Origin of the sequence: Accumulibacter sp. (assembly GCF_029255285.1) — a bacterium.
Classification (GTDB): domain Bacteria; phylum Pseudomonadota; class Gammaproteobacteria; order Burkholderiales; family Rhodocyclaceae; genus Accumulibacter.
Genome location: NZ_JAPUVI010000024.1, coordinates 1 through 23,936 on the forward strand (window position 1 = coordinate 1; position 23,936 = coordinate 23,936).

Genomic DNA, 23,936 nt, shown 5'->3' on the forward strand with positions numbered 1-23,936 from the left:
TCACCGACAACGGATGGTGACCACCAAACACTTCCTTCATCGTGTACAGCGGACTGGTCCCGATATCCCCAAAAACCACTCCCATCGCCGCCAGCGCCGTCCCCGCCAGTCCGGAATGCTCGCCGCCCGACTCCTTCCTTTCTGCCATGGTACCTCCGGAAAAGCACTTGCTCGGGTGAATGCCCCTGTGCCACTTGCCCGAGCGTCGGCCGTACCGCCGGGTATCGTCGCCCAGATCGATCGCCTACGATCACCTGTCGGCGAGGCCGCCGCAGGATCTCCGACTTCTCCCCAACGACCGACGGCTGTCGCTCGAGAAGTCTGCGAAATCTGTTGCATTTCTTTTCAAGCGCCGAAATAGGCGCCAATTCGGGAAGTCTACCTCAGCTTCCGGGAGTACAATCGCGCGCTTCCTCCAGCCACCTCATCATCAGGGAGTCGATACCGTGGACGAGCAGGCCAGAAAACCGACGACGCCGGAAATGCTGCAACAGGGACTCGCCGACGTCCACCTGAGTGAGGTGCGTTCTCTGCTTTCGCTGCAGAAACGGGTGGAGGAACTCGTGGCGCCACTGGTACGCGAACAAGGTACGTCTAACCTCGACGAGGCTAGCGCCGGGATCCAGCAGCAGTATCGTCGGGAACTACGGCAAAAGCTCAAGCTGATGCCGGCCAAAGAAGTGGCCTACATCATCGAAGCGCTCGATTCCAACGAACGCTTGGTCGTCTGGGACGAGGTCAAGGAAGGCGCCGACCCGATTCTCGCCTTACTGCCGGACGAAGTTCTCGAGGAGCTGATCGACGATAGCCACTACCGCAACGAAAAAATGTCGATCACCGCGTTCGAGCTGCGCGATGGCCGGCTGCGCCAGATCGCGATCAGCAGCCCCGACGATCTCGAGAGCATCAACCCGATCTGGATAGATCTCATCGCGCCAACCAAGAAAATCCGCGGCTGGATCGGCGACGCCTATGACGTGGAGATTCCCGATCCGGGCAGCCTGACCGACCTGGAGGCGAGCGCTCGCTTCTATGTCGAGGATGACGGAGAGGTCCATCTGCACTCCGATTTCCTGCTCGACACGCGCGACGAATCGCGCAACGTCCCGGTCGCCTTGATCCTGCACAACGAGATTCTGTTCACCGTGCGCAGCGAGGAACTGCCGGTGTTCCGTCTGCAACGGGCGCGCGCCCGCACACGCCCGGGTTACGTGACGGACGGCAAGGATGTCTTGCTCGACCTGTACGCCGCGGACGTAGAGTACTCGGCGAACGCGCTCGAAGATGTCTATGCCGGGCTGGAGAAGGTCGGTACGCAGGTCTTGCGATCGCGCATCAGCGACGCCGAGGCGGCGGAGATCCTCGCGGCGATCGCCGAAGCGGAAGACCTCAACGGACGCACCCGGCGCAGCGTCCTCGACACGCGGCGCGCGCTGTCCTTTCTCCTGCGCGGCAAGGTGCTTTCCGAGTTGCAGCACAACGACATACGCGAGATCCTGCGTGACATCGAATCGCTGGACGGCCACACAGCTTTCCTGTTCAACAAGATCAACTTCCTGATGGATGCCACCGACAGCGCGATCAACATCAACCAGAACAAGGACATCAAACGCCTGACGATCCTCAGCGTGGTCTTCATGCCGATCAACGTGCTGGCCGGCATGGGCGGCATGTCCGAGTTCTCGATGATGACACAAGGCATTCCCTGGCCGATCGCCTATTCCAGCTTTTTTGTCGCGATGATCGCCGTCGGCGGCCTGACCTATGCAGGACTGCGCTTCTTCTCGAATCGCAAGACACGCAGCAGGAGCCACGGCGGCTCCTTGTAAGCGCTTGCCGGGTGCCCTGAAGAGCGCCGTCGGACCGCGCCGGCGGCGACAGTTCCGGTCGCTCCAAAAGCAAGATCACCAGGCAGCGAAAACCGTTTCAGCCGCCACCACGGTCGCCGCGATGTCGGCCTCGCCATGTGCGGCGGAAACGAAACCGGCTTCGAAAGCCGAGGGAGCAAAGTAGTGACCGGCAGCGAGCATGCCGTGGAAGAAGCGATTGAAAGCCTCCCTGTCGCACGACATCACCTCGGCGTAGGTCTGCGGACACTGGTCGCGGAAGTACAGCCCGAACATGCCGCCTATCGATTGTACCGAAAAGCTTACGCCATGCTTGGCGGCGGCGGCGGCCAGCCCGTCAGTGAGCTGCCGGGTCAGCCGCGCCAGCCGTTCATGGAATCCCGGAGCGTGTACGAGTTTCAAGGTCGCCAAACCAGCGGCGACCGCCACCGGGTTGCCGGACAAGGTGCCTGCCTGGTACACCGGACCCAACGGCGCCACCTTGGCCATGATCTCGCGCCGACCGCCAAAAGCGCCGACCGGCATTCCGCCGCCGATTACCTTGCCGAGTGTGGTGAGGTCGGGCGTGATGCCGTAGAGGCCTTGTGCGCCTCCCCCGCCGACGCGAAAACCCGTCATCACTTCATCGAAAATCAACACCGCTCCATAGCGGCTGCACAGCTCGCGCATGGCCGACAGGAAGGCCGGCCGCGGCGCAATCAGGTTCATGTTGCCTGCCACCGCTTCGACGATCACCGCCGCGACCCGCGAACCATGCTCCGCAAACGCCGCTTCGAGTCCCTCGCTATCGTTGTAGTCGAGAACCAGCGTGTGCCGCGCCAGATCGGCCGGCACACCGCCCGAACTCGGGTGACCGAAAGTGAGCATCCCGGAGCCCGCTTTCACGAGCAGGCTGTCCGAGTGGCCGTGATAACAACCCTCGAACTTGATCAACAGATCGCGCCCCGTATAGCCGCGCGCCAGGCGAATGGCGCTCATCGTCGCTTCGGTCCCGGAACTTACCAGGCGGACCATCTCGAGCGCCGGCATCGACCTACAAAGCAGCTCGGCCAAGTCGACCTCGCCCTCGGTTGGCGCGCCGAAGGATAGTCCACGAAGCGCGGCGTCGCGTACGGCAGCGACGACTTCGGGATGGGCGTGTCCGACGATCAGCGGCCCCCAGGAACCGACGTAGTCGACATAGCTCTTGCCGTCCGCATCGGTAACGCGTGGCCCCAGACCGGCGACGAAAAAGCGCGGTGTACCGCCGACCGAACGAAAAGCTCTGACCGGCGAATTGACGCCGCCCGGAATGAACTGCTGGGCGCGTTCAAAGAGTTGCTGATTGCGGGAGATCACGCGAGGCTTCCTCAAAAAGTTGTTGGTAGGTAGCTGCCCGGGCGGCGATATCTTCCGCCTCGAAGAGGTCGGCCACGACGGCCAGCAAATCCGCGCCGGCAGCGAGCAGCGGTGCCGCGTTGCGCACGGTGATCCCGCCGATGGCGCAAGCCGGCACACCGAGTTCGACGCGGCAACGATGGAACAGGGAAAGCGGTGCCGGTACCGCCAGCGGCTTGGTCGACGAAGGATGAACGGCTCCGAAGGCCACATAATCGGCCCCCGCCGCCGCCGCGCGGCGGGCCCGTTCGAAGTCGGCGTAGCACGAAGCACCAAGCAGGCAACCCGGTGCCAGAGCTTGTCGCGCGGCTCCGAGATCACCGTCGGAAGCTCCGAGGTGCACGCCGTCGGCATTGATCTCCAGCGCCAAGCGCAGATCGTCATTGACTATGAGGCGAGCGCCAAATCGCCGGCACAAGCTTTGCAACGCATGTGCCAGTTCCGCGCGTCGGCGTGCGTCTCCGCTCTTCTCCCGGTATTGGACCAAGCTTACACCACCCCTCAGGGCCGCCTCGACGCGGGCGAGCAAATCCTTCGCCGCCAAACCGTCCGGGGTGATCGCGTAAAGCCCGCGCAAGGCGTGCCGAGCGGAGTCACTCATCTCGAGCCGCACGGCGAGCGCGCAACTCGAAGTTGCGATCCGGAATGCACTGCCCCGCTCCAGGCTGGAAAGCAGCGGCCAGCGACTGCCATGTATACTCCTGAGCCGCCCGCACTGCCTCGCCGACAGGCATTCCGGTCGCCAGACAAGCGGCCACAGCCGCCGCCAGGGTGCAGCCCGAACCATGGTATTCGCCGGGCAAGCGTGGCCAGACGTCCTGGCGCAACAGGCCAGAGCGCTGCTCATAGAGGCGATTGACGACCTGCTCGCTCCTCGCGTGCGTGCCCGTCAACAGCACATGCCGGCAACCAAAGTCCAACAGGCGCCGCGCACATTCGGCGAGCGGCAACACGACGGCAGGATCTTCCTCGTCGCCCGCGGACAAGCGACGCGCTTCGAGGGTGTTCGGCGTCAGAACCGTGGTCAAGGGCAGCAACCGTTCCCGTAGGCCCGCGATCATCTTCCGGTCGGCCAGTTCATCGCCCCGGCCCGACGCCAGAATCGGGTCGAGGACCAGCGGTATGCCCGGGTATTCAGCGATGATCTGGGCGATCAGCGCGATATTCTCGACACTACCCAAAAGACCTATCTTGAAGGCGGCGACCGGCATGTCGGCCAGCAACCGCCGCGCCTGCCGCGCGACCCAATCGGCCGGTACGGCCATGATCCCGGCGACGCCGACCGTATCTTGAACCGTGATCGCCGTCGCCACGCTCAGCGGGTGACAGCCAAGCGCCGAAATGGTCAGGACGTCCGCCTGCAACCCTGCCCCGCCCGAAGGGTCAGCAGCGGAAAAAGTCAATACGAGAGGTGGTAGGCAAGCAAGATGGGGGGTGATCAAGGCAGACTGACCTCGGCCGACATTTCTGTCCGAAAAGAAAATCTTGGCAGCGAGAGAAGGGTTTGGCTAGAATCCCCGCTTTTTCTCACGATTCTAACCGAAAATCGACAGCCACCATGAACACAGCAAGTGACCAGCCCTATCGTACCTGGATGTGTCTGACCTGCGGCTTCGTTTATGATGAGGCGGCGGGACTGCCCGACGAAGGCATTGCTCCGGGAACGCGATGGGCCGATGTACCGATCAACTGGACATGCCCGGAGTGCGGCGCGCGCAAGGAAGACTTCGAAATAGTCGAAATATGAAGACAATGAGCAAGACAATGCGGTATAGAATTGACGCGCAGGCGAATCATGCCGGTTTCGCGGGACTCGTAGAATAAGCACCTGGGACACTCTGGAGGAGACAAGTGGCTGAAGCGGCAAACCTGCGCGGCGTCAAGGTCATGGTCATCGATGACAGCAACACGATACGGCGCAGCGCGGAGATTTTCCTTGTGCAGGCTGGTTGTCAGGTGCTGCTTGCCGAGGACGGCTTCGATGCGCTGGCGAAAATTGCCGATCACCAGCCGGCAGTCATTTTCTGCGACATCGTGATGCCGCGGCTCGACGGCTACCAGACCTGCGCCCTGATCAAGAAGAACCAACGTTTCCGCTCGACGCCGGTGATCATGCTGTCGTCACGGGATGGCCTGTTCGATCGCGCGCGCGGTCGCATGGTGGGTTCAGATCAGTACCTGACCAAGCCATTTACCAAAGACAGCCTGCTGCAGACGGTCGCCGCTTTCGCGCCGCCGTCTGACTGAGCGTAGCGAAACGCGTTGACCGATAGCCAGTCGAGGGAGCTACAGGCCATGACGATCAAGAAAATTCTCGTCGTTGACGATTCGCCGACCGAGCGGCACGTGATGAAAACCTTGCTGAGCAGCAACGGTTATGAGGTGATTACCGCCGAAAACGGCGAAGAAGGAATTGCCAAGGCGAAGAGCGAACTACCCGATCTGGTCCTGATGGATGTCGTCATGCCGGGCCTCAACGGTTACCAAGCCACCAGAACCCTGACTCGGCATGAGACGACGCGCAGCATTCCGGTCATCATGTTTACCACCAAGGGACAGGAAACCGACAAGATCTGGGGCCTGCGACAGGGTGCGCACGACTACCTGGTGAAACCGGTCAATGGCCAGGAGCTGCTGGCCAAGATCGCCGCGCTCTGAGCGATAGCGCGAGCATGAGCAAGAAGAAGATCCGGCTGCACGAATTCCAGTCCTACCTCGCGGCGCGGCTTGCCGGAACGAGCGATCGAAGTTCCGCCGGATTGCTCGGTCTGCAGGCAGGATCGGATTACTGGCTGGTCGACCTGGCGGACTCGGGCGAAATCGTTCCCTTATCGCCGCTCACCGACGTTCCCTTGACGAAACCGTGGTTCGCGGGCATCGTCAATATTCGCGGCAACCTGTACTCGGTAGTCGATTTATCGGCCTTTCTCGGTAAGGAAGCCACGCCCCGTAACGGCAGCTCGAGGTTGCTTTTGATCGGCACCCGCCATGGCAGCAACGCGGCCCTGCTGGTAACCCGAATGATCGGCCTACGCAACATCGAAGCCCTGAACGCCGAGCCGCCCGATCCTCAGGCGCCGGTCTGGGCGCACCAAGCCTATACCGACAACGAAGGACGGCGCTGGAGGAAACTCAGGGTGCGTGATCTGCTGGCTGACGACAAATTCATGGACATCGGCGTTTGATCCGCCTTGGTATCAGGCAGTACTCGACGACCGTCACTGCCACCGTCGAGAAAGCGTAACCGGAGAAGCAAGATGACGTTCAAACCCAAGTTGCCCGCTTTCCTGTCCCGCAAGGCGGACCCGGCAGGGGAGACTCTCGTGGTGCGTGCGGCGGCCGACCCGAAGGCAGCGACAGGCCCGGGCAGGAGCAACCTCATGTCCGCGCTGTTGAGCAAGTATCCGGTCGCCAAACAACTGCAGATTCTCGGCGGCGCGCTGCTCGTCGTGATGCTGCTGATCGCGACCGTGGTTTATCGCGACAGCCGGCAGGCGACTTACGGTACCGCTTATATTGCCGCCGCCGGCGACATGCGAATGCTTTCGCAACGCTTGGCGAAAGCTTCCAGCCTGGCCCTGCTGGGCGACCCCGCGGCTTTCAAGCAGCTCCGGGAGTCGCGTGACAGCTTCGCGGCCAACCTAGAGGGATTGACCAACGGCGGCGAGTTGGCGGCAACGCGAGTGCCGCCTTCCCCAGATGCCCTCCAGTCGCAGTTGCAGTCACTGGCGCAAACGTGGGAAAAGACCGACAAGAGCGCGCTGCGGCTGCTCGAAATGGAAACGAACCTCGTCTCGCTCGGCAAGGACGTAGCGTCCATCAACGACAAGAACCCGCAGCTTCTCGAACTGTCGGAGCAAATCGCGGCGCTCAAACTGCAGGGCAACGCCAGCATCCGGGAAATTGCTGCCGCCAACCAGCTCGTGATGCTAACGCAAAGAATCGCCAAGAACGCCAGCGCACTGCTGGTCGGCAATGCGATCGACCCGGAAATCGCCTTTCTCCTCGGCAAGGATACGAATACCTTTCGCGACTTACTGCGCGGCCTCGCCAAAGGGAGCGATACGCTACGGATCACGGCTTCGACAGACCCGGACACGAAGCAGAAGCTGAGTGAACTCGAAGCCAGCTTCGGCGAGTACCGGACAGCCGTCGGCGAAATCCTCGGCAACATGCAGCGCTTGGTAATCGCCAAGCAGGCCGGTTCGCAGATTTTCCGTGACAGCGAAGAACTGCTCGAAGCGACCAATCAGCTTGCCCAGGGCTATCAGATCGGAACCATGCAGCGTACCGGCTATGGCCTTGCCTTGGTGACCTTGATTCTGCTCGCCATTGGACTCCTGTTTCTCCTGGCCAGGACCTATCTCGCCGAAAGTGTTCGGCAGGCGGAAGCCGCCGAGCAAAGCCGGCAGGCCACCGAGGCGCTCAACCGCCAGAATCAAGGTGCCATTCTGCGCCTGATGAACGAACTAGGAGATCTTGCCGACGGCGACCTGACGGTCACCGCGACGGTCTCAGAAGACATCACCGGCGCCATCGCCGACTCGATAAACTACACCATCGAGGAACTGCGCGTGCTCGTCGGCCGCATCAACGACGCCGCCAGCCGCGTGACCGAAGCCACAGGCATCGCACAGCAGACATCCACCGAACTGCTGGCCGCCGCTGAACGTCAGGCCAACGAAATCAAGGCGACGGGGCAATCTGCCCTGGCCATGGCAAGTTCGATGACCAGCGTCTCGAGCGACGCCAAGCAGTCGTCGACCGTCGCCCGCCAGTCGCTCGCCGCGGCCGACAAGGGCGCTCAGGCGGTCGAGGACTCGATCAAGGGCATGAACAAGATCCGCGAGCAAATTCAGGAAACCTCGAAGCGAATCAAGCGTCTCGGCGAATCGTCGCAGGAGATCGGCGAGATCGTCGAGCTGATTTCCGATATTACCGAACAGACCAATGTGCTGGCCCTCAACGCCGCGATCCAGGCGGCATCGGCCGGCGAAGCGGGGCGTGGCTTCACGGTGGTGGCGGAGGAAGTACAACGCCTCGCCGAACGCTCCGGTGAAGCGACGAAGCAGATCGGCGCCATCGTCCGGACGATTCAGACCGACACCCAGGACACTGTGTCGGCAATGGAGGAGTCGACCCGTGGCGTCGTCGAGGGCGCCCGGCTGTCCGACGCCGCCGGCCAGGCGCTGGCCGAGATCGGGGAGGTTTCGAAGGCGTTGACGGTACTGATCGAAAACATCGCCGTCGCAACGCGCCAGCAGGCTGATTCGGCAACTCAGGTGGCGCGCAAGATGCAGGAGATTCTGCTAGTCACTGGTCAGACAACGGCGGGTACACAGAAAACCGCGACTGCGATCGGCGAACTGGCCGCTCTGGCAACCGAACTGAAGGGATCGGTTGCCGGCTTCAAGGTGTCTTGAGCGCTGGCGCCGATCAGCGGAGTGGAGAATTTGCCCCGATGAACGCCCAGACGGACTTCGACATCGGCCCGCTGACCTGGGTCAAGAGCGAGATCGACCTCGCGCTAGAGCGCGCCGACAAGGCGCTGCAACAGTTCACGGCGAGCACGGCCGACGGGGCGGGCGATCTGACGCAGCTCAGATTCTGTCGAACTCACCTGCACCAAGTCCAGGGCGCCCTGACCATCGTCGGCTTGGACGGCGTGACGCAGTTCAGCGAGGCCTTGGAATCATTGCTCGAGGCGATGGAACTACAGGAACGTCCGGCCGAACAGCTTTCGGTCGACCTGGTGCGACGGGCGATGGCCGCGCTTCGTCATTATCTCGACGACCTGCTTGGCGGCCAGCCGAATCAGCCGTTGCGCCTCTTGCCATTGTATCGGGAAGTACAGTTGGCACGCGGACAGGAGCGAGTTCTCGCCACCGATCTGTTCTTCCCCAATCTGCTCGTCGGCCCCGGACGGCGGCCGGGCCCGCCGCTGCAGATCGAACGTGCCGAGCGACAACGCGCCCTGCGCCAGCAGCGGGCGCATTTTCAACGCGGTCTTCTGTCCTGGCTGCGCTCACCGAAGGACGGCACCGGCCTTCCGGAGATGCTGGAGGCCGTCAAGCGTATCGAGGCCATCCAGGACTTGCCGTCGGCACGTGCCTTCTGGTGGGTCGCCACCGCCTTCCTGACCGCCCTGACCCAGCGCGGGCTGCCGGCGGATGCCGACGCCAGGCAGTTGTGCACCCGCATCGACCTGCAGATTCGCCGACTCCTCGAAGGCTCGAGCAACGTTGCCGAGCGCCTGATGCGCGACGCACTCTACCTCGTCGGCTGCGCCACGAGCAATGATCGTGCGGTGCGACGAGTCAAAGAGGTTTATCAGCTCGCGGCACTGATACCCGGGGCCCCAGCCACACCGGTCGCGCTGGAGTCCGTCCGCCGCCAATTGCGCGAAGCGATCGCACTCACCGAAGAGAGCTGGAACAAGTTCTGCGCCGGGACGACGCAGGCCTTGCCAGCCTTCCGGGCCAACAGCAGTGCCTTGTCGGCCGTCGTCGAAGAATTGGATCACGCCGACTATCGTCGCCTGGTGCAAGCCATTGGCGAAGTTGCCAATCTGTTGGCGCAGACACCGGCACGGCATAGCGAAGCCCTGGCCATGGAAACGGCGACGGCGATCCTCCTCGCCCAGAACGCGCAGGAAAACATACAGCGCCTCGACCGCGGTTTCTCGCACCAGGTCGACGTCATGGTGGACCGGCTTCGCGCGTGCATCGCCGGAACACCACCGCCTCCCGGATCGGAGCTGCCACTGCTCGACGAAATGTCGCGCCTGGCACAGGAAAAGCTGCTGATTGGGCAGGTCGCCAAGGAGATTCAGAACAACCTGGCGCAAATTGAACAAGTGCTCGATGGTTTCTTTCGCGACACCGACAAGCCCGCCGATCTCGGCGGCCTGGAAACGCCCTTGCGGCAGATCGTCGGCGCCTTGACCATGATGCGCCATGATGGCGCGGCAACCGTCGTACGGCAGTGCGCGGCCGACATCAGCGCTTTCTCGGAACCGAACTATTTGCCGCAGGAGGCCGATTTTTCCCGTGTCGCCGATCGACTGGCGCTGGTCGGGTTCTTTGTCGACGCGCTGCAGACCGGCGCGGCTGATTTCGAGAGCTTTGTCGACAATATGCAGGCGGATACCGCCCGCCGGCCGGCAACCATAGCCGAGCCGGCGGCGACCGTCGAGCAGGAGATCGAGCAGCACAAGCGAGAAGCGCACGGCTTGCTGGCGGCGCTCAAGGAGCAACCGACCGATGCCGGTTTGCTCCAGGAGGTTCAGCAGAATCTCGCCGCACTGCAAAAAGACGCCGATCTGGTGGCCGACAAGAAGCTCGGCCAACAGACGAAGCACGCCCTTTCGGCGCTCGCCGCCGGGGGTGATGCCGCCCGTCAGATCGACGAAGCAATGGCCACGCTCAAACCGCAAGCGGCCGAGACGCCGCTGCCATCGGCTGAGACGCTGCAGCTCTCACAGGCGACCACCGAGGAAGTCGATGCCGAGTTGCTCGGCATCTTTCTCGACGAAGCCGACGAGGTACTGGCCGGTATGGCTCAGAACTACCACTTGCTGCAACAGCGTCCACATGATGTCGAAGTGCTGACGGCGCTCCGCCGTGCGGTGCACACGCTCAAGGGCAGCGGCCGGATGGTCGGTCTGAAGGATCTCGGCGAATCAGCGTGGTCTGTAGAGCAAGTGCTCAACCTCTGGCTGCGGCAGGAGCACGAAGTCACGCCGCCGCTTCTCGACCTGCTTGGCCAAGGATACCAAGTGTTTCTGGCCTGGGTCGGGCATCTGAAGAGTAGACGCGGGAGTGCCCCGGACACCAGCTCACTGATTGCTTTCGCCGACGCGCTCAGGCAGGGCCGTGAAGCCGCGGCAGAATCGTCACTGCCGAGCAGCGTCACGCCCGCGGCCACCGCCACTGCCCCGGAAGCCGTGCCGACCGAGGTCGCCAGCCAGCCAGAGCGAGTTGAGGACGAACCACGGACGACACGTTCTCGACTGGCCTTGGCGGCGGACCTGGCCGAGATCTTCAATGCCGAGGCTGCCGTCCATCTCGCCACCCTGCAGCGCGAGTTCGCGCTGCTCGAAAGCGACCCGCGCGCCGAAACGCGGCATGAGATGTACCGTGCCGCGCATACGCTCGGCGGCATCGCGGCGACCGTCGGCATCGAGGCGGTCAACCGACTCGGTCACGCTCTCGAGAATGCCTTGCTGCGTCGCAATCGCGCCACGCAGCCGGACAGCCTCGAAGCACTTGAGATGGTGCGGCAGACGATCGCCGTCCTCGCCCAGATGCTCTCGGATGTGCTCGACGACCACGAGCCCGAAGCTGCCCCCGCGCTGGCCGAAGCGCTCGACACACTTTACCCGGAACAGCTTGCCGAACATCCACCGGTGCCGCCGGCCGAAGCCGCAACCGAAAACGTGGAATTGACGACCCCCGAGGCAGCACCGTCGCCGACCCCTCCCCACCCGCCGGCGCCGACGGCGAGTGGCACGGGCGCGGCAGTCTCACCACTGCAGGACGAACTGGACGAGCAACTGTTACCACTGTTTCTCGAAGAAGCCGTCGAACTCAACCAGAGCATTGCGAAGCAACTGCGTGTCTGGCGCGGTGATCCCACCGATGGCGAGGTCGTGCGTCGCCTGGCGCGTCTCTTTCATACCCTGAAGGGTAGTGCCCGCATGGCCGGTGCGATGAACCTCGGCGAGCTGACGCACGCCATCGAGACGCGCATGGCCGAGGCGCAGCGTGCGGGTAGTGCGCCGCCGGAACTGATCGATGATATCGACAACGCGTTCGACGTCATCGTGCAAACCGTCGAAGGCTTGCAGCGCGGCGAATCGGCCGACGCCTTCGTCGAGGTGCCAGACAACGCCGTAGCGGAGCTGGCAGCGGAGTCAGCGACCGCCGAAGCGGGTACAGCTGGCGAGCGAGGCGCGGCCGTCAGTCAACGCGAGGCGCAGGAGGCGGAAAGCGAGGCGGCGGCACAGCGCGCGGTACTGCGTGTGCGCGCCGACCTGATCGACCGCCTGGTCAATGAGGCGGGTGAGCTGTCGATCGCGCGCTCGCGGATCGAAGGTGAGATGCGAGCCATCAAGGGATCCTTGCTCGATCTGACCGAGAACGTCATCCGTCTGCGCCGGCAGTTGCGCGATATCGAACTGCACGCCGAGTTGCAGATGCAATCCCGTACCGCCTTGACCGACCATACCCACACCGATTTCGATCCTCTGGAGTTCGACCGCTTTACACGCTTCCAGGAACTGACGCGGATGATGGCCGAATCCGTCAACGACGTCGCCACCGCCCAGCAGAGCCTGCTGAAGAATCTCGACGATGCCAATGCGGCAATCCTCGCGCAATCACGCCTGAACCGCGAGCTGCAGCAGGAGCTGATGTCCGTTCGCATGGTCCCTTTTGCCAGTATCGCCGATCGCCTCTACCGTATTGTCAGACAGGCGAGCAAAGAGATCGGCAAGCGCGCCAACCTGGAGATCAGTGGCGCCGAGTTGGAACTCGACCGGACCGTTCTCGACAAGATGTTGGCACCGCTGGAACACATGCTGCGCAACGCCATCGCACATGGTCTTGAAACGGCCGACCTTCGTCTGGCTAAAGGCAAACCGGAGATCGGCGAATTGTCGCTGTCACTGGCCCAGGAAGGCAACGAGATCATTCTTTGTTTCTCGGATGACGGCGCCGGTCTCGACCTGAGCCGCCTGCGGGAACGTGGTCTCGCCGCCGGCCTGCTGACCAGCGAAGAGGCAACGGATCCCGCGCGCGTGGTCGACCTGATCTTTGCCCCGGGCCTCTCGACAGCCAGCGAGGTATCCCGCCTGTCCGGCCGTGGCATCGGGATGGATGTGCTCAAGAGCGAAGTGGCAAGCCTTGGTGGTCGCATCGAAGTCGCCTCGAGCGCCGGTCAAGGAACGACTTTCCGACTCTATCTGCCGCTCACTCTCGCCGTCACCAAAGCCTTGCTGGTGCGCTCGGGCAATCGCGAGTACGCCATTCCGGCGGCGATGATCGAGCAGGTGCTCGATCTCAAGGAAAAAGGCTTGGCACGCATTCGCGAAGCCAACGCCGCCACTTGGTCCGGGCACCCCTATCCCTTCCACTACCTTCCCCACCTCCTCGGCGACACCCGCGCGCTGCCCGAAAAGCATCAACAGTACTGGGTTCTCCTGTTACGCAGTGGAACCGGCCGGATCGGACTGCAAGTCGATGGCCTGCTCGGCAATCAGGAAATCGTCGTCAAGAACGTCGGGCAGCAACTCGCCCGGGTCATCGGTGTCGATGGCGCGACGGTCCTCGGCAACGGCCAAGTTGTGCTGATCCTGAACCCGGTTGCTTTGGCCAGTCGTACTCGTGGCGCGTCGGCAGTGGTGCCGGTACCGACCGTCCGCCAGCCAACGGCAGAGGCCTCCGTCACGGCGACCTTGCCGACCGTGATGATCGTCGACGACTCGCTGACCGTACGCAAGTTCACCAGCCGCCTGCTGGCGCGTGAAGGCTATCAGATCATAACCGCCAAGGACGGTGTCGACGCACTCGAGCAACTGGTCGCCCTGGTCCCCGACGTGATGCTGGTCGACATCGAGATGCCTCGCATGGACGGCTTCGAACTCACCCGAAACGTACGCGCCGACAAGCGCCTGCGAACCGTTCCCATCGTCATGATCACTTCGCGGACCGCGGACAAGCACCGCCAGTACGCCTTCGAGTTGGGCGTCAATCACTATCTTGGCAAACCCTATCAGGAAGACGAACTGCTGCGCCTGGTCGCGCAACACGTCAAGGAACAGCGCGGGTCTTGACGACGGCGTAACGCTCTAGGGTGCGCCGTCTGGCCTGATCATGGTCGACCAGTGGCGCAGGTGTCGTGCGACCGATCAGCACGGCGCAGGCCTGCTGCTCGTGCTGGGTCATCCGCCAGGGTGCGTGGATGAACTTGTCGGGAACTCCAGCAAGCTCAGGCAGGTAGCGGCGAATGAACTTGCCGGCCGGGTCAAAGCGCTCCGATTGGGTGACCGGATTGAAGATGCGGAAATAGGGTTGCGCATCGCAGCCGCTGGAAGCGGCCCATTGCCAACCGCCGTTGTTCGCGGACAGGTCGAAATCGTTCAACTGGCAAGCGAAGTAGGCTTCCCCAAGCCGCCAGTCGATTCCCAGGTCTTTGCTCAGGAATGAGGCGACCAGCATACGCAGGCGGTTGTGCATGTAACCCGTCTGCTTGAGTTGCTGCATCGCTGCATCGACCAGGGGATAGCCGGTACGCCCGGCGCACCAGGCGGCGAAAGCCTCGTCCGCTGCCGGCCCGCTCTCCCACTCGATCGCGTCGTACGCCGGTTTGAAAGCGCCGCGGACGACATGCGGGAAGTGGTCGAGAATCATGAAGTAGAAATCTCGCCAGACAAGTTCCCCAAGCCAGGTAGTCGCCCCACCATTTCCCTCGCGCAGAGCGCCAGCGGCAACCGCCGCGCCAACCAGCGACCGCACCGACAGCGTCCCGAAGCGCAAATGAACGGAGAGGTAGGATCCTCCATCGACGGCCGGAAAGTCGCGCTGCTCCCGATAGCGCGCTAGGCGCCCGAGAAAGCTGGCCAGCCCCCGACGTCCACCGGACATTCCCGGCACGATGCCCGACGCCCTCAGGTCGGTTCGGGAAAAACCGATATCCGTCAAGGAAGGCAGAGCATTAGCCAGCGACGAGGCAACCAGAACCCCGGGCCCAGCCTGATGCGGGCGCCAATCGTCTTCCGTCAAACGCCTTAGCCAGGCGTTCCGATAAGGGGTAAATACGGTGTATGGACGCCCGGCCTGCGTAAGCACGTCGTTGCCGTCGAAAACGGCCTGATCCTTGAACGACTCGAAGGCAATTCCCGTCGCCTGCAGCGCCGCTCCGACAGCGGCGTCCCTCTGTTTCGCCCCTGGCTCATAGTCGCGATTGGCAAACACTGCCGCGACGCCAAGTCGCCTGGCCAGGCACGGGATTTCGCTGACCGCCCAGCCGTGTCGTACCAGCAAGCCACCGCCGCGCGCGCGCAAGGCCGCGTCGAGTTCGGCGAGCGACTCGAGGATGAACTCGACGCGACGATCGGCTCGCTGCTCGAGGCGGTCGAGAATCTCCCGATCAAACACGAAGACGCAATACACCCGCCGTCCGCGCCGCAGCGCCTGACTTAGCGCGGCGTGATCGGTATCACGCAGATCGCGCCGGAACCACACTAGAATCGATTCCAAAGTGGATTACCTTTGTATCGGCAGCCGCCGCCGATTAGAATAAGGCCATGCAAAGCATCAATCTGACCGATCATTTTCTCATCGCCATGCCGGCGATGCTAGATTCGTACTTTTCCCGGACCCTGGTTTACATCGCCGAGCACAACGATCGCGGCGCCCTCGGCGTGATCGTCAATCGGCCGATCGACATGAGTCTGGGAACACTTCTCGAACGGATAGACCTCCCGCTGGCGGACGACGCCTTCGCCCACCTGCCGGTTCTGTTCGGCGGTCCGGTACAGACCGACCGCGGCTTCGTCCTTCATCGTCCGGTCGGTCAGTGGCAGTCGACCTTGGTAGTCAACAAACAGGTCGGTCTTACCAGCTCGCGCGACATCCTGCAGTCGGTCGCGCGCAGCGGACAACCGCAGGATCTGATGGTGACACTGGGCTACGCAGGCTGGTCGGCCGGTCAGCTCGAACACGAGCTTGCGCAAAACGCCTGGCTAACCGTGCCGGCGGAATTGCGCATCTTGTTTGAACTCCCTTACGAAGAGCGACTCGCTTCGGCCCTCGAGTTACTTGGCGTCAACCTGACCAATCTGGCCGACGAAGCCGGGCATGCCTGAGCGCATCGGCCGACACCAGGGCACGGTGCTCGCGTTCGACTTCGGCGCCAAGCGCCTCGGCGTCGCCGTTGGCGAATGGCAGACGAGGCAGGCGCATCCACTGACGACAATCGAGGTTGAGGCTGTCACCGAGCGCTTCGCGGCGATCGGCGCGCTGATCCGGGAATGGCGACCCGCACATCTGGTAGTTGGCCGCCCCACCGCTTTGGACGGCACCGACCACGCGATGACCGCCCGCTGCCAGCGCTTCGCTCAGCAGTTACGCGGGCGCTTTGGCCTTGATGTCGACTATGCCGACGAGCGGCTCTCTTCGTTCGAGGCGCAGGAAAGACTCCTGGCCAGCGGCCACGACACCCGTCGCGCCAGGAGACACCTCGATGCGGTCGCCGCACAGTTGATTCTGCAAAACTACTTCGACGACATGAGCGGCCCAGCCCGGCTTGACATGCCCGACACACCTAACACTCTTGATCACGCGCACACCGATGCCGACCATTGACCTCCCTGACGCCGAAGCACAATGTAGCGAACTCGCCGAACTGATACGCCCCCACCTTCGGTCAGACACGGTGCTGGTCGGCATCCACAGTGGCGGCGTGTGGGTCGCCCGCCGTCTTTGCGAGCGCCTCGCTCTAAACAAAGAAATCGGCCTAATCGACGTCTCCTTCTATCGCGACGACTACAGCGAACGCGGCCTTCATCCGCGCGTCAAGCCGAGCTCTATCCCTTTCGATGTCGAGGGCCGGCCACTGATCCTCGTCGATGACGTACTTTACACGGGACGCACGACGCGCGCGGCAATCAACGAACTGTTCGATTATGGCCGCCCGGCCAGCATACAGCTTGCTGTCCTGGCTGACCGCGGCCGGCGACAGCTACCGATTTGCGCCGACTACTGCCCCTGGCGAGTGGCGCTCGATCCGTCGCAGGAACTGATACTCTCGACCAACGACGATGGGCGTCTGCAGTGGAGTGTGGCCGAAAATGCGTAATCCGCAACTCAACGCCAACGGTGAATTGACCCACCTGTTGTCCATCGAGGGTTTGCCACGCGAAGTGATTACCCATATTCTCGATACGGCATCCAGCTTTCTCAAGGTTTCGCACCGCGATGTCAAGAAGGTCCCACTGTTGCGTGGCAAGAGCGTCTTCAACGTCTTTTTCGAGAATTCGACACGTACGCGGACGACTTTCGAGATTGCCGCCAAGCGACTGTCGGCGGACGTCATCAACCTCGACGTGACGCGCTCGTCGACGGCCAAGGGTGAGACGCTGCTCGACACGGTGGACAATCTCGTCGCCATGCACGCTGACATGTTCGTCGTCAGGCACGCGGCGAGCGGCGCGCCGCATCTGATCGCCGATCATCTGCACCGCCTCGGGCGGCGCGACGTGCACGTCGTCAATGCCGGGGACGGACGCCATGCGCATCCCACGCAAGGCCTGCTCGACATGTACACCATCCGTCACTATAAGAAGGATTTCAACGACCTGGTGGTAGCGGTTGTTGGCGACATCCTGCACTCGCGGGTTGCCCGTTCGGATCTGCACGCGCTGACCACGCTCGGTGCCGCCGAGCTGCGCGCGGTCGGGCCGCAGACCCTGTTGCCAACCGCCATCGAGAAAATGGGCGTGCGTGTCTGCCATGATTTGCGCGCCGGACTACGCGACTGCGACGTGATCATCATGCTGCGCCTGCAGAACGAACGTATGAACGGTGCCTTGCTGCCATCTGCTCGCGAGTACTTCAGCTGTTACGGACTGACACCAGCAATGCTGGCGCTGGCCAAACCAGACGCCATCGTGATGCACCCGGGACCGATGAATCGGGGCGTGGAGATCGACTCCGACGTCGCCGACGGGCCGCAGGCGGTAATCCTGCCGCAGGTCACGTTCGGCATTGCCGTCAGGATGGCGGTGATGGGCATTCTCGCCGGAAACTGAGCCATGAGCTACCCGCTGTTGCACCTCCGGAACGCCCGCCTGATCGATCCCAGCCAAGGCATAGACGGGCGACTCGACCTTTTCCTTGCCGATGGACGTGTCGCTGGCGTCGGCCAAGCACCGGCCGGCTTCACTGCCCAACGCCGCATAGAGGCCAGCGGACTGATCGCTTGTCCCGGACTGGTCGATCTTTCGGCCCGCTTGGGCGGCATCGAAGCGGAACTCCAAGCCGCTGTCGCCGGCGGAGTGACCTCGCTGGCCTGTCCGCCAGACAGCAAACCGCCGCTCGACGAGCCCGGGCTGGTCGAGCGCCTGGTCCGTCGCAGCGACATGCTCGGCCTGGCGCGGGTCTATCCGATAGGCGCACTGACGCAGGAGCTGGCCGGTCGCAGGCTGGCCGAAATGAACGGTCTTGCGCGTGCCGGCTGTATCGCCTTTTCGCAGGCCAAATGCCCGATCATCGACACGCAGCTCCTGCTGCGCGCCATGCAGTACGCCGCCACCTTCGGCTACGCCGTTCGCTTGCGGCCGCAGGAGCACTTCCTCGCTCGCGAAGGTGTGGCCCACGACGGTGAAGTGGCTTCAAGACTGGGTCTGACGGGAATTCCGGTGTCGGCCGAAACCGTCGCCATCTCGACCGCCCTGCAACTGGCCGGTGAAACCGGAGTCCGTCTACACCTCTCCCGCCTCTCGTCTGCCGCCGGCGTCAAGCTGATCCGCGCTGCCCGGCGGGCGGGCGTACCGGTCAGCTGTGACGTCGCGATCCACCACCTGCATCTGTCGGAAGTGGACATCGGCTACTTCGACAGCAATGCTCGCCTCGACCCGCCACTGCGCTCGCAGAACGATCGCGAGGCCCTGCGCACTGCTGTCGGCGACGGCTTGGCGGCCATCTGCTCGGACCACACACCGGTCGACGCGGACGGCAAGCAATTGCCCTTTGCCGAAGCGACTCCCGGTGCCACCGGCCTTGAACTGCTGTTGCCGCTAACCCTGCTCTGGTCGGAGCAGACGAAACTGCCGCTGACCGTCGCCCTGGCCCGCATCACCTCGGATCCCGCAACGATCCTCGGCATCGACGCCGGATCGCTCGCCGTCGGCTGCCCGGCTGACATCTGCCTTTTCGACCCCGATCAGCTTTGGCAGGTCACGCCGGGAGGCTTGCGCAGCCAAGGCAAGAACACACCTTTCCTGGGTCGCGAAATCAAGGGTCGGGTACGCATGACCTTGATTGGCGGACGAATCGTCTACGAAGCCTGAGCGCAAGGCGCCGCTGGGAAAACGCTACGGGCCAAGCAGCCTCTGCCGCGCGTCTGCTGGCGCACCGCTGACATGTAATACCTTGCGGCGCGCCAAGTGGCCACTTTTCAGGTCGACTGCCGACCTCGCCAAGCCGAGACGCTGTGCCACCAAATCGATCAACGCCATGTTGGCCCGACCGTCGATCGGTAGTGCCGCGAGGCGCACCTTCAACGCATCGCCATGCATGCCGACGACCTCGGTCCTTTTCGCTCCAGGCTGAACGTGGACGGTCAGGGTGACTACACTACCCGCCACGCTTAGCCATTCGGCCATGGACTACAGGAACATCAGAAGTAGTTGCGCAAGAACGATGGCAACCAGCGGCGACAGGTCGACCGACCCAATCGGCGGAATGACGCGCTGCAGCGGACGCAGAAAGGGCCGCGTCAGTTGCACCAGCGGCTGGCCAAGCGGCGAGTACGGGTTGACCCAGGACAGTATGGCCTGCACCAGCAAAGCGCCGATCAGCAGGTAGATACTGAGGCGCAAGGTGGCCAACAGCGCCCACCAGAGAAGCAGGCTGTCGAACGACCATGCGACGCCGTGACCGCGCCAATAAAAGGCCGCCAGAACATAAATGAGTTGCAACAGATAAGCTGGCAACAGGCTCGCCAGATCGAGCCCGAAAAACCCGGGCAGGACTTTGCGCAAGGGCCGAACCAGCCAGTTGCTGAGTTCGACGACGAACACACCGAGCGGATTGTTGAACGAAACCCGCCACGCCTGCATGTAGAAACGCAGCAGCAGGGCGCCGCTCAGAAAGCCGGTCAGCGCTTGCAGCAGGAACAGCCCCGCCTCAACGATCATTCGTCGTCCTTGCCGAACAACTCGCCCAGTTCGCGGCCGCGGACGTTGGCGGCGAGAACTCCGGCGATGAAGCCATCCTTGACGCCGCGTTCCTCCATCGTTCGCAGCGCCGCCTCAGTGGTACCCCCTTTCGAGGTCACGCGCTCGCGCAGCACGCTTGCCGCTTCGTCGGATTGGGCGGCTAGTTTGGCGGCACCGAGTACCATTTCGATCGACAGTTGACGCGCCTGCGCCTGCGTCAATCCGAGATCCCGGGCGGCCTGCTGAAGAGCCTCGATGAACAGGAAAACGTAGGCCGGGCCACTGCCGGAGATGGCGGTAACGGCGTCCATCTGAGCCTCATCGGCGATCCACAGCGTACTGCCAACGGCCTGCATGATGCGCTCGGCGCCCAATCGCTCGGCCATCGACACCGCCGGCATCGCACACAGTCCCGTAATGCCGGCGCCAATCAGCGCCGGCGTGTTGGGCATGGCGCGGACGATCTTTCCGTAGCCGCCCAACCAGCGCGACACGTCGGCAAGGCGCAGCCCGGCAGCGATGCTGATCACCAATTGCTGTTTGAGATGGTGGAGCAACGGCGTACACGCGTCGCGCATCTGCTGCGGTTTGACTGACAGCAGAAGCGCGTCGCAATCCAGCGCCGCGGCGCTCGGCGCCTCGTAACAGCGCACTCCGTAGACGAGCCGCAGCTTGGCACGCCCCTGCGCACCCAACTCGATCACGGCGATGTCCGCCGCCGCAAAGCCGGTCTTCACCAGGCCACCGATCAGGGCGTTGGCCATGTTCCCACCGCCCAGGAAAGTGATTCTCATACTTTCTGTCTCTCGCCAAAAATTGCGCTACCCACCCGAACCAGCGTCGCACCTTCAGCGATCGCCGCTTCAAGGTCATGCGACATGCCCATCGAAAGCGTGTCAAGCGGCAGACCATCGGCCTGCATTTGTTCCGCAAGCTCCCGCAGCCGGCGGAAAGAGTGGCGCTGTTCGAGGAAGTCGTCACTTGGCGCCGGGACGCACATCAGGCCACGCAGGCGCAAACCCGGCAACCCGGCGACAACGCGCGCCAAAGCCGGCGCATCGGCAGGCGAAACACCCGCCTTGCTGGCTTCGCCACTGATATTCACCTGCAGGCAGACGGACAACGGACGCCGTGACGGCGGACGTTGGGCGGAGAGTCGTTCGGCGACGTGCAGGCGGTCGAGGGAATGTACCCAATCGAAGTTTTCGGCCACGCCACGCGTCTTGTTGGCCTGCAGGGCACCGATAAAGTGCCAGTCGAGGTTCAGCGCAGCGAGTTCCGCCATTTTCGCCAAACCTTCCTGAAGGTAGCTCTCGCCGAACGCCCGTTGCCCAGCAGCAGCAGCCTCGCGCACGCAGGCGCTGGACCAAGTCTTGCTGACCGCGAGCAGGACGACATTACCTGGATCACGCCCATACTGCCGCGCGGCGCGGGCTATTCGCGCGCGAACGGCTTGCAGCTTGGCGGTAAGTGTGATCATAATCAGGCGTCGCGCAGATTGTCGCTAGTATAACACCCTGCCCTCTTCACCGCCCGAGGACTGATCCGGATGGACATCACCGAACTGCTGGCCTTCAGCGTCAAGAACAAGGCTTCCGACCTGCACCTCTCGTCGGGCTTGCCGCCGATGATCCGGGTAAATGGCGACGTGCGCCGCATCAACCTGCCGGCGATGGAGCACAAGGACGTACACGGCATGGTCTACGACATCATGAGTGACGGCCAGCGCAAGCACTACGAAGACACGCTGGAATGCGACTTCTCTTTCGAGATCCCCAATCTGGCGCGCTTTCGCGTCAATGCCTTCGTTCAAAACCGCGGCGCGGCCGCGGTTTTCCGGACCATTCCGTCGAAAGTCCTGACGCTCGAGGAGCTCAACTGCCCGAAAATCTTCAAGGACATCTCGGAATACCCTCGCGGCATCGTACTGGTCACCGGGCCAACGGGATCGGGAAAATCTACCACGCTGGCGGCGATGATCAACCATGTCAACGAGACCATGTACGGCCATATCCTGACGGTCGAGGATCCCATCGAATTCGTGCATCAATCGAAAAAGTGCCTGATCAACCAGCGCGAGATCGGACCGCATACGCTGTCCTTCCAGAATGCTCTGCGCTCGGCTCTCCGCGAAGACCCGGATGTCATCCTGGTCGGCGAGATGCGGGATCTGGAAACCATCCGCCTTGCCCTCACTGGTGCGGAGACCGGCCACCTGGTGTTTGCCACCCTGCACACATCGAGTGCTGCCAAAACTATCGACCGTATCATCGACGTCTTTCCGGCAGCCGAAAAAGACATGGTTCGCTCGATGCTTTCCGAGTCGATCCGCGCCGTGATTTCGCAGACCCTGCTCAAAACCAAGGATGGTCAGGGTCGAGTCGCAGCACACGAAATCCTCATCGGCACGCCGGCGATACGCAACCTGATCCGCGAAAACAAGATCGCACAGATGTACTCCACCCTGCAAACCGGCCAGCAGTACGGCATGCAGACCCTAGATCACAGCCTGCTCGAGCTCGTCAAGCGAAACCTCGTCGCCGTCGGTGAAGCACGCAGCAAGGCGGCCAACAAGGATACCTTCGGCGGCGCCTAAGGCTTGCCTCGCAACCGGAAGGACAGCATGGAACACGATCAAGCACTCAAGTTCATGCACGAGTTGCTGCGTTTGATGACGCAGAAAAACGGTTCCGACCTTTTCATCACCGCACATTTCCCGCCGGCGATCAAGATCGACGGCAAGGTCATGCCGGTTTCCAACCAGCCACTCCTGCCCCAGCACTCGGCCGAACTGGCGCGCTCGATCATGAACGACCGCCAAGCCGCAGAGTTCGAGGAAAGGAAGGAATGCAACTTTGCCATCTCGCCCTCGGGAATCGGCCGTTTCCGCGTCAATGCCCTGGTTCAGCAGGGCCGTGTGGCCGTGGTCTGCCGGACGATCAACCTGGTGGTGCCGACTCTCGACGAGCTTCAGTTGCCGCCGGTGCTCAAGGACATCTCGCTTGCCACGCGCGGTCTGGTGGTATTCGTCGGCGGCACCGGCACCGGCAAGACAACATCGCTCGCCGCCCTGGTCGATCACCGCAACCGCAACAGCCACGGCCATATCATCACCATTGAGGATCCGATCGAATTCGTGCACGAACATAAGAAGTGCATCGTCACCCAGCGCGAAATCGGCGTCGACACCGACTCCTGGGAAGTCGCACTGAAAAACACCCTGCGGCAAGCACCGAACGTCATCATGATGGGGGAAATACGTGATCGTGCGACGATGGATTACGCCATCGCATTTGCGGAAACCGGACATCTTTGCCTGGCGACGCTACATGCCAACAACACCAACCAGGCAATCGACCGCATCATCAATTTCTTTCCCGAAGAACGTCGCCACCAGTTGCTGATGGACCTTTCGCTGAACCTGCGCGCCTTCGTATCGCAACGCCTGCTGCCCAAACGGGACGGTCGGGGACGCGTACCGGCGATCGAGGTGATGCTCAATTCGCCGCTGATTTCCGACCTGGTCTTCAAGGGCCAGGTACACGAAATCAAAGACGTCATGAAGCGTTCGCGAGAGCTTGGCATGCAGACCTTCGACCAAGCGCTGTTCGACCTCTACGAAGCCGGCCAGATCAAGTATGAGGATGCCCTGCGCAACGCCGACTCGCTCAACGACTTGCGCCTGCAGATCAAGCTGCATGGCAAGGAATCTAAAGACCGCGACCTCACCGCTGGCATCGGTCATCTGGACATCGTCTAGCAGACCGTTA

At 62.7% G+C, this 23,936-nt stretch carries 23 protein-coding genes; 14 read left to right on the forward strand and 9 right to left on the reverse strand.

What is annotated here, in order from left to right:
- Positions 1–148: KUP/HAK/KT family potassium transporter (locus tag Q1M07_RS03050; RefSeq protein WP_300450814.1), on the reverse strand; the 148-nt coding region annotated here is incomplete at its 3' end.
- Positions 149–446: 298 nt separating this feature from the next.
- On the opposite strand from Q1M07_RS03050, the gene Q1M07_RS03055 reads away from it, so the two are divergent.
- Complete coding sequence (locus Q1M07_RS03055) at positions 447–1,829, forward strand: CorA family divalent cation transporter (RefSeq protein ID WP_300450533.1); 1,383 nt, start codon at positions 447–449, stop codon at positions 1,827–1,829.
- Positions 1,830–1,904: 75 nt separating this feature from the next.
- Here the strand turns inward: Q1M07_RS03055 and hemL are convergent, their stop codons facing one another.
- From hemL to Q1M07_RS03070, 3 genes are read right to left on the reverse strand one after another with little or no spacing between them, the layout of a single operon-like run.
- On the reverse strand, positions 1,905–3,185 hold the full coding sequence (gene hemL / locus Q1M07_RS03060; protein ID WP_300450536.1) for a glutamate-1-semialdehyde 2,1-aminomutase: 1,281 nt from the start codon (positions 3,183–3,185) through the stop codon (positions 1,905–1,907).
- A complete protein-coding gene (gene thiE / locus Q1M07_RS03065; protein WP_300450539.1) occupies positions 3,157–3,825 on the reverse strand; it encodes a thiamine phosphate synthase in 669 nt (222 codons plus the stop codon). The genes hemL and thiE overlap by 29 nt, the downstream gene beginning before the upstream one ends.
- Positions 3,818–4,663 (reverse strand): hydroxymethylpyrimidine/phosphomethylpyrimidine kinase, encoded by an 846-nt coding sequence (locus tag Q1M07_RS03070; protein ID WP_300450816.1) that lies wholly within the window; start codon positions 4,661–4,663, stop codon positions 3,818–3,820. The genes thiE and Q1M07_RS03070 overlap by 8 nt, the downstream gene beginning before the upstream one ends.
- 119 nt (positions 4,664–4,782) lie before the next feature.
- On the opposite strand from Q1M07_RS03070, the gene Q1M07_RS03075 reads away from it, so the two are divergent.
- The 6 genes from Q1M07_RS03075 (at position 4,783) to Q1M07_RS03100 (ending at position 14,058) form a co-directional block, all read left to right on the forward strand.
- Complete coding sequence (locus Q1M07_RS03075; protein ID WP_300450542.1) at positions 4,783–4,971, forward strand: rubredoxin; 189 nt, start codon at positions 4,783–4,785, stop codon at positions 4,969–4,971.
- A 104-nt stretch (positions 4,972–5,075) separates the two neighbouring features.
- Positions 5,076–5,471: a response regulator gene (locus Q1M07_RS03080; RefSeq protein WP_300450545.1), complete on the forward strand. Its 396-nt coding sequence runs from the start codon at positions 5,076–5,078 to the stop codon at positions 5,469–5,471.
- 48 nt (positions 5,472–5,519) lie between these two features.
- Complete coding sequence (locus Q1M07_RS03085) at positions 5,520–5,882, forward strand: response regulator (protein WP_300450548.1); 363 nt, start codon at positions 5,520–5,522, stop codon at positions 5,880–5,882.
- 14 nt (positions 5,883–5,896) lie between these two features.
- On the forward strand, positions 5,897–6,409 hold the full coding sequence (locus tag Q1M07_RS03090; protein ID WP_300450550.1) for a chemotaxis protein CheW: 513 nt from the start codon (positions 5,897–5,899) through the stop codon (positions 6,407–6,409).
- Between the two features lie 72 nt (positions 6,410–6,481).
- Positions 6,482–8,647, forward strand: coding sequence for a methyl-accepting chemotaxis protein (locus tag Q1M07_RS03095; RefSeq protein ID WP_300450553.1), 2,166 nt, complete (start codon positions 6,482–6,484; stop codon positions 8,645–8,647).
- Between the two features lie 38 nt (positions 8,648–8,685).
- A complete protein-coding gene (locus tag Q1M07_RS03100) occupies positions 8,686–14,058 on the forward strand; it encodes an Hpt domain-containing protein (RefSeq protein ID WP_300450556.1) in 5,373 nt (1,790 codons plus the stop codon).
- Here the strand turns inward: Q1M07_RS03100 and Q1M07_RS03105 are convergent.
- Complete coding sequence (locus tag Q1M07_RS03105) at positions 14,036–15,484, reverse strand: deoxyribodipyrimidine photo-lyase (protein ID WP_300450558.1); 1,449 nt, start codon at positions 15,482–15,484, stop codon at positions 14,036–14,038. The two genes, Q1M07_RS03100 and Q1M07_RS03105, sit on opposite strands and share 23 nt — an antisense overlap.
- 47 nt (positions 15,485–15,531) lie before the next feature.
- Here Q1M07_RS03105 and Q1M07_RS03110 point away from each other — a divergent pair, with 47 nt between their 5' ends.
- The 5 genes from Q1M07_RS03110 to Q1M07_RS03130 are packed head-to-tail and all read left to right on the forward strand — an operon-like array spanning position 15,532 to position 19,296.
- On the forward strand, positions 15,532–16,092 hold the full coding sequence (locus tag Q1M07_RS03110) for a YqgE/AlgH family protein (RefSeq protein ID WP_300450560.1): 561 nt from the start codon (positions 15,532–15,534) through the stop codon (positions 16,090–16,092).
- Positions 16,085–16,591, forward strand: coding sequence for a Holliday junction resolvase RuvX (gene ruvX, locus Q1M07_RS03115; protein ID WP_300450563.1), 507 nt, complete (start codon positions 16,085–16,087; stop codon positions 16,589–16,591). Before Q1M07_RS03110 ends, ruvX begins: the two co-directional genes overlap by 8 nt.
- Positions 16,578–17,084: a bifunctional pyr operon transcriptional regulator/uracil phosphoribosyltransferase PyrR gene (gene pyrR / locus Q1M07_RS03120; RefSeq protein WP_300450565.1), complete on the forward strand. Its 507-nt coding sequence runs from the start codon at positions 16,578–16,580 to the stop codon at positions 17,082–17,084. The genes ruvX and pyrR overlap by 14 nt, the downstream gene beginning before the upstream one ends.
- Positions 17,077–18,036 (forward strand): aspartate carbamoyltransferase catalytic subunit, encoded by a 960-nt coding sequence (locus Q1M07_RS03125; RefSeq protein WP_300450567.1) that lies wholly within the window; start codon positions 17,077–17,079, stop codon positions 18,034–18,036. The genes pyrR and Q1M07_RS03125 overlap by 8 nt, the downstream gene beginning before the upstream one ends.
- 3 nt (positions 18,037–18,039) lie before the next feature.
- Positions 18,040–19,296, forward strand: coding sequence for a dihydroorotase (locus Q1M07_RS03130; RefSeq protein ID WP_300450569.1), 1,257 nt, complete (start codon positions 18,040–18,042; stop codon positions 19,294–19,296).
- 24 nt (positions 19,297–19,320) lie between these two features.
- On the opposite strand, the gene Q1M07_RS03135 is transcribed toward Q1M07_RS03130, so the two are convergent.
- The 4 genes from Q1M07_RS03135 to Q1M07_RS03150 are packed head-to-tail and all read right to left on the reverse strand — an operon-like array spanning position 19,321 to position 21,646.
- The gene (locus tag Q1M07_RS03135) at positions 19,321–19,611 is read right to left on the reverse strand and encodes a DUF167 domain-containing protein (RefSeq protein ID WP_300450571.1); all 291 of its coding nucleotides are present in this window, start codon (positions 19,609–19,611) and stop codon (positions 19,321–19,323) included.
- 3 nt (positions 19,612–19,614) lie between these two features.
- Positions 19,615–20,145 (reverse strand): YggT family protein, encoded by a 531-nt coding sequence (locus tag Q1M07_RS03140; protein WP_300450573.1) that lies wholly within the window; start codon positions 20,143–20,145, stop codon positions 19,615–19,617.
- Positions 20,142–20,960: a pyrroline-5-carboxylate reductase gene (gene proC, locus Q1M07_RS03145; RefSeq protein WP_300450575.1), complete on the reverse strand. Its 819-nt coding sequence runs from the start codon at positions 20,958–20,960 to the stop codon at positions 20,142–20,144. Before proC ends, Q1M07_RS03140 begins: the two co-directional genes overlap by 4 nt.
- Positions 20,957–21,646 (reverse strand): YggS family pyridoxal phosphate-dependent enzyme, encoded by a 690-nt coding sequence (locus Q1M07_RS03150; protein ID WP_300450577.1) that lies wholly within the window; start codon positions 21,644–21,646, stop codon positions 20,957–20,959. Before Q1M07_RS03150 ends, proC begins: the two co-directional genes overlap by 4 nt.
- A 69-nt stretch (positions 21,647–21,715) precedes the next feature.
- Here Q1M07_RS03150 and Q1M07_RS03155 point away from each other — a divergent pair, with 69 nt between their 5' ends.
- Positions 21,716–22,762, forward strand: a complete 1,047-nt coding sequence (locus Q1M07_RS03155) for a type IV pilus twitching motility protein PilT (RefSeq protein WP_300450579.1) — start codon at positions 21,716–21,718, stop codon at positions 22,760–22,762.
- A 27-nt stretch (positions 22,763–22,789) separates the two neighbouring features.
- A complete protein-coding gene (locus Q1M07_RS03160) occupies positions 22,790–23,926 on the forward strand; it encodes a PilT/PilU family type 4a pilus ATPase (protein ID WP_300450582.1) in 1,137 nt (378 codons plus the stop codon).
- Positions 23,927–23,936: the final 10 nt, after the last annotated feature.

Coding starts and splice junctions, on each gene's coding strand:
- Q1M07_RS03085 (WP_300450548.1), top strand. CDS start 5,520: ATGACGATCAAGAAAATTCTCGTCGTTGACGATTCGCCGACCGAGCGG.
- pyrR (WP_300450565.1), top strand. CDS start 16,578: ATGCCGACCATTGACCTCCCTGACGCCGAAGCACAATGTAGCGAACTC.
- Q1M07_RS03155 (WP_300450579.1), top strand. CDS start 21,716: ATGGACATCACCGAACTGCTGGCCTTCAGCGTCAAGAACAAGGCTTCC.
- Q1M07_RS03075 (WP_300450542.1), top strand. CDS start 4,783: ATGAACACAGCAAGTGACCAGCCCTATCGTACCTGGATGTGTCTGACC.
- Q1M07_RS03160 (WP_300450582.1), top strand. CDS start 22,790: ATGGAACACGATCAAGCACTCAAGTTCATGCACGAGTTGCTGCGTTTG.
- Q1M07_RS03100 (WP_300450556.1), top strand. CDS start 8,686: ATGAACGCCCAGACGGACTTCGACATCGGCCCGCTGACCTGGGTCAAG.
- Q1M07_RS03110 (WP_300450560.1), top strand. CDS start 15,532: ATGCAAAGCATCAATCTGACCGATCATTTTCTCATCGCCATGCCGGCG.
- thiE (WP_300450539.1), bottom strand. CDS start 3,825: ATGAGTGACTCCGCTCGGCACGCCTTGCGCGGGCTTTACGCGATCACC.
- Q1M07_RS03140 (WP_300450573.1), bottom strand. CDS start 20,145: ATGATCGTTGAGGCGGGGCTGTTCCTGCTGCAAGCGCTGACCGGCTTT.
- proC (WP_300450575.1), bottom strand. CDS start 20,960: ATGAGAATCACTTTCCTGGGCGGTGGGAACATGGCCAACGCCCTGATC.
- Q1M07_RS03095 (WP_300450553.1), top strand. CDS start 6,482: ATGACGTTCAAACCCAAGTTGCCCGCTTTCCTGTCCCGCAAGGCGGAC.
- ruvX (WP_300450563.1), top strand. CDS start 16,085: ATGCCTGAGCGCATCGGCCGACACCAGGGCACGGTGCTCGCGTTCGAC.
- Q1M07_RS03090 (WP_300450550.1), top strand. CDS start 5,897: ATGAGCAAGAAGAAGATCCGGCTGCACGAATTCCAGTCCTACCTCGCG.
- Q1M07_RS03135 (WP_300450571.1), bottom strand. CDS start 19,611: ATGGCCGAATGGCTAAGCGTGGCGGGTAGTGTAGTCACCCTGACCGTC.
- Q1M07_RS03125 (WP_300450567.1), top strand. CDS start 17,077: ATGCGTAATCCGCAACTCAACGCCAACGGTGAATTGACCCACCTGTTG.
- Q1M07_RS03150 (WP_300450577.1), bottom strand. CDS start 21,646: ATGATCACACTTACCGCCAAGCTGCAAGCCGTTCGCGCGCGAATAGCC.
- Q1M07_RS03130 (WP_300450569.1), top strand. CDS start 18,040: ATGAGCTACCCGCTGTTGCACCTCCGGAACGCCCGCCTGATCGATCCC.